Origin of the sequence: Serratia sp. 506_PEND (assembly GCF_001076875.1) — a bacterium.
Taxonomy (GTDB): Bacteria; Pseudomonadota; Gammaproteobacteria; order Enterobacterales; family Enterobacteriaceae; genus Serratia; species Serratia marcescens.
On record NZ_JVEL01000455.1, the window covers coordinates 1 to 8,534 of the forward strand.

11 protein-coding genes and 1 pseudogene are annotated in these 8,534 nt (G+C 39.5%); 5 read left to right on the plus strand and 7 right to left on the minus strand.

The window, feature by feature from the left end; translation table 11 throughout:
* The 4 genes and pseudogenes from ADK28_RS32220 to ADK28_RS30255 form a co-directional block, all read left to right on the plus strand.
* Positions 1-454, plus strand: a pseudogene (locus ADK28_RS32220) (DUF4123 domain-containing protein); the annotation flags it as partial.
* Between the two features lie 14 nt (positions 455-468).
* The gene (locus ADK28_RS17660; RefSeq protein WP_065426258.1) at positions 469-2,082 is read left to right on the plus strand and encodes a hypothetical protein; all 1,614 of its coding nucleotides are present in this window, start codon (positions 469-471) and stop codon (positions 2,080-2,082) included.
* A gap of 52 nt (positions 2,083-2,134) precedes the next feature.
* On the plus strand, positions 2,135-2,980 hold the full coding sequence (locus tag ADK28_RS30250; RefSeq protein ID WP_343286295.1) for an IdsF: 846 nt from the start codon (positions 2,135-2,137) through the stop codon (positions 2,978-2,980).
* A gap of 36 nt (positions 2,981-3,016) precedes the next feature.
* Positions 3,017-3,283, plus strand: a complete 267-nt coding sequence (locus ADK28_RS30255; RefSeq protein WP_075202102.1) for a PAAR domain-containing protein — start codon at positions 3,017-3,019, stop codon at positions 3,281-3,283.
* Positions 3,284-3,378: 95 nt separating this feature from the next.
* Here the strand turns inward: ADK28_RS30255 and ADK28_RS31660 are convergent, their stop codons facing one another.
* The 7 genes from ADK28_RS31660 to ADK28_RS30275 all read right to left on the minus strand — a co-directional run bounded on the left by ADK28_RS31660 (position 3,379) and on the right by ADK28_RS30275 (position 7,293).
* Positions 3,379-4,338 (minus strand): hypothetical protein, encoded by a 960-nt coding sequence (locus tag ADK28_RS31660; RefSeq protein ID WP_152929723.1) that lies wholly within the window; start codon positions 4,336-4,338, stop codon positions 3,379-3,381.
* Positions 4,339-4,408: 70 nt separating this feature from the next.
* Complete coding sequence (locus ADK28_RS17665) at positions 4,409-4,888, minus strand: hypothetical protein (protein WP_152929724.1); 480 nt, start codon at positions 4,886-4,888, stop codon at positions 4,409-4,411.
* Between the two features lie 83 nt (positions 4,889-4,971).
* Entirely contained in the window at positions 4,972-5,499 is a 528-nt protein-coding gene (locus ADK28_RS31665; RefSeq protein WP_152929725.1) for a hypothetical protein, read from the minus strand.
* 70 nt (positions 5,500-5,569) lie between these two features.
* Positions 5,570-5,884, minus strand: coding sequence for a hypothetical protein (locus ADK28_RS30260; RefSeq protein WP_075202098.1), 315 nt, complete (start codon positions 5,882-5,884; stop codon positions 5,570-5,572).
* Between the two features lie 39 nt (positions 5,885-5,923).
* A complete protein-coding gene (locus ADK28_RS31670) occupies positions 5,924-6,184 on the minus strand; it encodes a hypothetical protein (protein WP_075202099.1) in 261 nt (86 codons plus the stop codon).
* Positions 6,185-6,331: 147 nt separating this feature from the next.
* Positions 6,332-6,571, minus strand: a complete 240-nt coding sequence (locus tag ADK28_RS33545) for a DeoR family transcriptional regulator (protein ID WP_082172312.1) — start codon at positions 6,569-6,571, stop codon at positions 6,332-6,334.
* A 425-nt stretch (positions 6,572-6,996) separates the two neighbouring features.
* A complete protein-coding gene (locus tag ADK28_RS30275) occupies positions 6,997-7,293 on the minus strand; it encodes a hypothetical protein (protein WP_075202101.1) in 297 nt (98 codons plus the stop codon).
* Between the two features lie 261 nt (positions 7,294-7,554).
* On the opposite strand from ADK28_RS30275, the gene ADK28_RS17670 reads away from it, so the two are divergent.
* Positions 7,555-8,478 carry an IS5 family transposase gene (locus tag ADK28_RS17670; RefSeq protein WP_048795946.1) on the plus strand — a complete coding sequence of 308 codons (924 nt, stop codon included), beginning with the start codon at positions 7,555-7,557 and terminating at the stop codon, positions 8,476-8,478.
* The last annotated feature ends 56 nt before the right edge of the window (positions 8,479-8,534 follow it).

Here is an 8,534-nt window from a genome sequence, read left to right on the forward strand (position 1 = left end):
TTCATTTCTCGGGCCGATAAATGCGATTACAACGTACTGGCAGGGTGAAGAACGTCGTGAGCATTTTATTGAGTTGAGGAAAGCCTTTCATTCACAGAGTGGGTCACGGCGAAAAATGCTGCAAATATCGCAGGAGCAGCTTGATAAGCTGACGTATTTGTTTGAACAGCGTTATGTTGAAACGCTGCTGAGCAAGATAAACAGCTGGTCAGAAGCGAATGGCGAGCCAGCAGATGCTGAAGCAACAGGTGAAATATATCACTGGCTGAAGCAACAGGGTATAGACGATGAGCGGAGCATTCTGGGTTTATTCCGGTTGTTTCATCAGCGGGGATATCTGTCAATGAAGAAATGGCCTGAGGGATTCAAAAACGTACTAAGTAATTCGGGTGAAGACGGTACGATTAAAGCAGAGACGCTATTGCTTCGTGAACTTGGCTATATCCCATTGTAATGTAAAGGAAGACTATGATTAGTTTAAAAGCAGGTTCACCGATCTGTAACTGTAAAAATCCGGATACGTGTATCCATATGTTTATCCTGAAAGCCGGGGACAGAACGTTTACCTATAAGCAGGCTAACTTTATCTCGTCAGTGGATGTGATTGATGAAGATAATAAAGGGGTTCCTTTATCAATGACGCTGGTAGATAAAGGTTGTGTTTCAAACAAAAGCGCATGCCCTCGGGGCATTATTTACAACACTGAAGACAATAAATCTGTATATGTATTACAAAAAGGAGTAACTGCGTATACGGTTCATTTTAATGAAAAGAAAGCCGATTTCTTCAAAGGAACGGACTCCATTGATTTTCTTGTTGACTACCTTATGACGAAACAGGTTCGTGATATTTTGCCGAAGAAAGAATATATTCTTCGTGTAGGCGAATGTAAAGGATACCCTTTTGTTAATACATCGCTGAACTTCATGGACGGTGTGTCAGATTTGTTTAATCTTGCCCCGCGTGATGTGTTGTGGACAACGATTAATGTGTTTCCTGGGTTTTCGTGGGAAGCTGACGTGAGCATTGGGCTGGAGCATGAAGTCGAGCATTATTCCCAGGCGGAGCGTAAGAAACAGCAGACAGCAGAGAATAGAGCTCAGGGTAAAAGTCAACGTGGACACAGAGGGTGGACGAAATTACCTGAATACGGCATCACTGACAAACTTGAAGCAGAAGGAAAGCTGAGTTGTAAACTCGGGAGTGCTACCCATGATTATTCATCAACGCTGAAACAGGAGTTTAAGCGCAAGGCAAAATCGATATCGCTGGTGGATAAAGCCAGTGAGACGATGGATATGCTGACGAAAGCCTTTTCTACAAATGAAGGCAGTGATGCGAAGATAAAGCTGCTTAGTACAGAAATAAAATATCCTGAAATTGAAATTAAAGGTAGTGGTGAATTAAAGGAAGATGAAAACACCACAGAGTTATATATGGAAAGACAGGTGTCATTTGGAATGGCACCTCTTATTGGCGTAAGTATAACACTGGATTTGTTACAGGCCTTTGCTGCCTGGTATCATCAGGATATGTTGCTGGCAGCCATTCGTGAGAATTTACAGTCAGGGGAAGGAGGATATGATAAAGGCGAAAATGCCGTATTTGCTGATGGAAAATTTAATTTAGTCGTTGAAGGTGAGATTAAGTTAACGCTGGGCTATGTGTCGGATGCTAAAAATGAATGGAAATGGCAGTACGATGAAGATACAGCAGCTAAATTATCATTAACGCTCGATGTAAACTTCAGGGCAGGAGCCCGGTTTTATGTAGCGAGTGGTGCACTGGAAATTGGCGGTCAATCTGTAGCTGAAGGTTTTGTGGGGCTGGAAGCTAATCACACGGATAAAGATAAACTAGATTTAGTGCTTTATCATAATGGTGTGACCGCTAAAGTATATGTAAGTTACACATATGGTCTGTCGAAGCCTAATGATGTCGTCAATAATCATGATGATGGTTGGCTTGGTGGTGAAGAACCAAGTAATAAAACTGAAAATAATAAAAGTGAAGAAAAAGAATGGAGGATACATGATAAACTCGAAAAGCAGGATTCAAAAGCTAGGGTTAATATTTTTTAGTGGTTTTTGTATTTTACTTGTTTTTTTTACTTGCACAGTGAAGGCTAGCGAAATGATAAATGAGAAGATTTTTTTTACATTTAAAACTTATAAGAGTTCATGTGGCTTACGTGTTAATAACCTTCAGGCACTTGATACTAGTAAAGCAGTACAAGGGGTTATGTCAGCTGGTTTTAACTCAACTGCCTTTTTATCTAATGGTAATAACACGATCGAATTACTAATGGGACCACAAATCTACAAAGATCCAAAAACGCTATATCCAGATTCATCCTGTGAAGTAACAGTCAGCAAGGATACCAAAGATAGGAGTACTAAAATTGCTAGTTTCAAATTAAGCGTAAATGAAAAGGGAGAAATTACAGCAAAGAATTCTTTGAATTATAACGGAAGTCAATTTAATTCACAGATTTTTGAAGGGTATACAAAGAATCAAAAAGATTACGGTATGTATAAACTCAGTAGTAACTTGATCGTTCATGATTTACCACGATGGGAATGGACAAAAGGCACTCCAGTGACTGAAAGAGATCTACCAATGATACGGAAAGCATACGAAAACATCTGGTGGATGATGTACAACAGAGATATTGATGGTCTGAAAAAAATCAGTCAAATTTCTACTCAAGAAATGGCGTATGCCGAAGGAACGACGACAGGAGTTATGTTTGTTTCTACAGACTTTCCTGAGCATGTACTTGATAAGTCATTAACACCTGTTCCAATCGACTGGAGTCAGTATAAACTAATAACGTATAAAAATGGGTATTTATTCCGTATGGGGGTGGGTTATTATCAAAACTCACCATTAAAATTTAAAGATTCAACAGGTACTGCTGTTTTTGGTTATGCTCCTTATTTCTCTATCATTGATGGGCAGGTTAAATTGGTTCGCTGAAGCTATAATTAATAAATAAGATGAATGGGGTTTGATATGGGAAATGCTGTAAATATTGGTGATAAAGATACGGGACATGATAACCATTCACCGACATTGATAAATTCGGGATCTCCTACTGTTAATGTTGATAATAAACCATTAGCACGCAAAGGCGATACTCTAATATCACATGGACATAATCGAATAATCAATGGAGGTTCCTCAAGTGTCTTTATTGATGGAAGACCTGCCGCACGAACAAACGATGCCGTTAGTTGTGGTGGAGTATTGATTGGCGGGGGAAGTGTGAATATTGGATGATTTTTAAGTATGACCCTTTAATTATTTATAATGCCACGTATGAGCGACCAATTTCAATACGTGGCATTATGCAAGATAGCGTTTAGGTTCGTGCTCTATTGACCAAAAGGCCACACAGGTACTTTACTCCTTAATGCAAGATCCGTATATGTGGATTCTGAATTCGCATAAGCCATTTTTAATATTGTGTAATCATTAATGTAATCTTTGAATTGATATTGCTGATGTTTACCGTTGTCAAATTCAACATCAAAGGAACTATTCACCAAAGTTGGGGGCTGACCTTTTACGATGCTCCATTGGAAAAGTTGTTTTACTGATTTAGCATTTTGATAATTTTTTATTGATTGAATTCTTGATTCTATATTTTTAACATTTGCATATGCTTTATTAACCCCATTTTTATCATTATTTGAATACAACTCGATCATAGATTCATATCCTCCATTTTGTCCTGTTGTAAAAATCATCGCTTTTGATTCTTTTTCTCCGGTATTTATTCCTTTACTAAGGAAGTAAGTCCTTATTTTATTCAAGGTAGCCATGTCATCTGTCCTGCCAGAATCATGCTCGTTAGTGTTTATATCTGACAATATCGAATGGAATATAGCTCCTGTATCATCCAGAATGGACGTATAGTAATTGTTGGTATAATCTTTGTATACTGTAGTTAAATTATTACTATCCATGTATGTCTTTATTTCTGGTCCGAGCTTTAATATGTTAATGTCATCTTCTTTTTTCTTTTTAATTTCGTCCGCGACTTCTTGATATTTTGATAATGGAATTGCTAGCGTATCTAGTGTTTGGCTTCTGGTTAGTTCAGAATATCCATTAACACCTGCAAGATCACACTGATACTCTACAATTATTCGTCCTCTTTCATCTTTAAAGGATGTCCATTCTGTATCAGTGCATATACTTCGGTGATCCAAAGCATTGTCCACTGACATAGATGTATCAAAATCATAAACATAATTTTTTACTTGATTTATAGTGTCGTCATTACATCCTTGTAACAACAGTAAAGGCATTAGCATTGCTAGTTTTTTCACGTTAATATCTCTTTAAAAAAGTTATACAGCCAATCAGCCTTAAGTTGATTGACTGTATTTGTAGGGTTATTTAGTTTAATTTGTTGTTTATGCAATTGGCGGCATTAGCTTCTGTAAATGTTTCATGAATATTGTTAAGTACGTAAGCTTCTACAGTTTTATCACTTAAGACTAACCTTATAACTCCGCCATCACCATAATCAATTGTTTTAAACAATTTTTCAAAGGTATAAGACTTATCAAACGCAACTGAGCGCTTAACGTCAGTGCCAGTGATAGTGTTATTTACAGTTATATTTAAACTTTCTAACTGTCCACCGGTGTAGTGATTATTATCATCCTGATAAATGAAATAGGTTTCCTTAGTATCAGCATTACACGTCATGACTAACTCTCCATCTCCAATAGGTAAACTAAATATAGATTTGGTTGAGGTGGAATTGTCTGAATTATAAGCCCATTTGCTTGGAGGGACTTCTGCCGGGTAAGCATTATGGATGAATGAGAAAATACTGATAAAGATTAGAGATGATTTAATAAAGGACGACATGATTATAACCTTGGTCTAATAGTGGTTTTGTATTGGATTCGACTTAAATAATTGTAATGCGCACGTAAGTACTCTTGGCAAGATTACTGGTTATTAATTTTCATCATCATTTCACTATCGAATAAGATAGTGCTGTTACTGTCATCACCAACTCTAGGGAATACTTGTTGGGTCCAGCTAAAATCAGGTGCTGTTTTAACAGTATCTGGTTTACATTTGCTAACCTGGATTAATTTAGTGCCTTTAAATACCCCTAAAGCAGTCCCATTAAACCCATCCATATGACCATCAGCATTAAGCACCACATAACTATAATCACCTTTAACAAAACGGTAATATGAATTGGTTGCCATATGGCTATCTGAACTGGTAGCATATTTGACTGATGTGTTACCATCAGCTTGAGTCGGAATTATAGCTTCTGCTGTAGCATTAAGTTTTCCATAAACATAGATAAGGTTATCACCTTGTTTAATTAACTGTACCATCTTACCGTTCTTAAACGTACATTGCATTACAGAGGTGTTAGTTGTTGCGAATACGGTGTTACTTACTATAATCAGTGATAGTGAAACAACTGCTGATTTAATGATGTTTTTAGACACCTTCATTTGTTTTCTTCTTTCCTTATGAATAGCATACGTGTTTACGCGATGATTTGATTATCACGAAAACTAAATGTTAATTAAGTTGTTTTGCAATAGTAAGTACACCTAATAACCAACCAATGCTTTGTGGTCCTATTGTCCAGAAAATTTTAGCCTTGAGTAAACCAGAGACTCCCCCACTGGTGTAAATGGCATCTGGCATTAAGAACTGACGAAATAAAGTACCTAAAAAAATTCCTATTCCGGGTCCCGTCATCATCCAGAACCAAAAGTGAACACCATTCCAAAAACTGTTTATTACTCCAGTAGCCAGAAAAACATTGAGTAAAGTAATAATTGAAGAAATTATGAATGAAACACCAATGCATTTTAAAAATAGTGATGACATAGTACAATGATTCCGTATGTTGTTATTGCGATGTTTTAGTTATTTAATCAAGCATTGCTGCATTATTCCTGCCATTTCCTGTTGAAATCCGGCAGGGGCACGAATACGTCCTTCACCAATATCCTTAAGCTGCTTTGGTTCATGTTTTTTGGTCATTTTGTCCCACGAGCACTCACAAGCATCACTATTACGAATGCTTAGCTTACATGAATTTATAAACTCACGTTTTTCCTGTGAGTCACAACCACTTAGAATAAATAAAATGGCAGGGATAAATATGATTAATTTTGTATGGCGCATGTACCAGATCCTGTTTATTGTCTACTTATAAAGAGTTACATTTAACGAAATGGTGATTATTTAAAAGTATACTTATTTGGTGTGAATTACTTTAATCACTTATCTCATGAACTTTATTAACGTGTATGTGGTTTATATTTCAGTTGATTAAGATATTCCCGGTTTAGGAATGACCTTATTGAGTACGTTCTTTACGGGTGTTGATAAACAATACACACCTCCACTTGTCTTAACTATCATTGGCTCAAGTCTGTTAAGATCCCGGTGAATAGTTCTTTCTGAGACATTAAATTTATCCTTGAGTGTTAATGTATCTGTTGCACCTGATTGGTGAAATTCAAGAATTATGGAGATCATCCGTGATCCTATTGTTTGTCTTTCTCGCATATTGTCACCTGTCTGTATTGGTTCTCAGTTCGTTGGGATGTTATCGGGATGTTTTGATATTGGAAATAGTGATTGCTACAAAAAGTGGCGATATTTTTATTAATAAATTAAATCGACACATCACTGACAAAACAGCACGTTTCGATAGGGAGTGTAATACGATGGTTTCTGCCTCTAAGCATTAATTTATACAATATAAACATAAGGTTAAATATCTTCACGCTTGCTGTGAGTGTCGTTCTGGCTCCGTTTTACTATCAGATTCCGACATAATTATGACACTAAGCTTTTTGTGCTATTTTAGTATTCGGCATTAAGAACCTCATTGCTTAATGAGAGTGGTAATTATTTACAACGCGTTTTCTATTACTCGAAAATACGATGCCCGAATGTCCTCATCCAGGGCATCGTCGAGTCATAGTAAACTACTGCACATTGAATGTGAGTTCACATAGGGGGCAGTGGTACTCATCAAAAACGGTTCCATCGAGAGATTCACCTGCAATGGCACCGACAGTTGCCCCACTTCCTGCACCAATAATCAAACCGATAATGCCTCCTGCGAGTGTTCCAACGAGCGGAATAGCTGAACCAATCAATGCTCCAGCAGAAGCACCTTCAAATGCAGCCATTCCACCCGCAATCGCACCAATCCCACTTCCTATTTTTCTTCCTACGTGACGCAGCTGTGCGTTGGACGAACCACAGTTTGGGCAATTCATAACGATCTCCTTGATAACCGATAATAAAAAAGCCCTTCTGAATGTACAGGAGGGCTTGTGAATGTAACAATTTGATTTAATTGCAAAATACCAGTAATTGGCTATGCGGTTTTGCTGGACGTATTTAGTACCGGGTATGCCTGCTGATCTTACTTACATCTGCCAGCAATAATAAAGGCTCCACGGGGCTTTGTTGAATAAATCGAACTTTTAGGTGATTAGCGGATCTGATCGATACAGTCGTTTCAGCATTGGATCCCCATGGCAAAGCAAAAGTTTAAAATCACTAACTGGTCCGCCTACAACAACGCACTCAGGCAGCGCGGTTCACTCACTGTGTGGCTTGATGAGTCAGCCATTGCAGCATGGACTGACAGTACACAGCCCGAAGGGCGTGGCCGTCCGCTTCACTACACCGATATGGCTGTCATCACGGTTCTGATGATGAAGCGCGTGTTCAACCTGTCGCTCCGGGCATTACAGGGCTTCGTTGACTCGATTTTTAAGCTGATGGCTCTGCCGCTGTGCTGCCCGGATTACTCTCTGGTCAGCAGGCGGTCAAAGACCGTCAACATCAACATAAAGACGCCAACCCGGGGTGAAATCGCGCACCTGGTCATCGACAGTACAGGCCTGAAGGTTTTCGGTGAAGGTGAATGGAAAGTCAGGCAGCATGGGGCCGACAAACGCAGAGTGTGGCGCAAGCTCCATCTGGCCGCAGACAGTGCGACGCACGAGATTATCTGTGCCGATTTATCGCTCAGCGGAACGACAGATGCACAGGCACTGCCGGTGCTGATTAACCAGACCCACCGGAAAATCAGGGAAGCCTCAGCAGACGGCGCCTACGATACCCGTTACTGCCATGATGCTTTGCTGAGGAAAAAAATCAGGCCGCTCATTCCGCCACGAAGTGGTGCGCAATACTGGCCCGACAAGTACCATGAACGTAACCACGCCGTGGCAAATCAGCATCTGAGCGGCAGCAATGACGTCTGGAAAAAGAAAGTGGGTTATCACAGGCGTTCAGTGGCAGAAACGGCCATGTTCCGGTTCAAAACGCTCTTGGGTGCTCATCTGAGCCTGCGGGACTATGACGCGCAGGTGGGTGAAGCAATGGCGATGGTCAAAGCGCTGAACCGGATGACGCTGTTGGGGATGCCGGACAGCATCCGGATCGCATAACGGGTGTACCGGCGGGAGCTATCCTGTCGCCTGACTCTGATTTATTCAACAAAGCC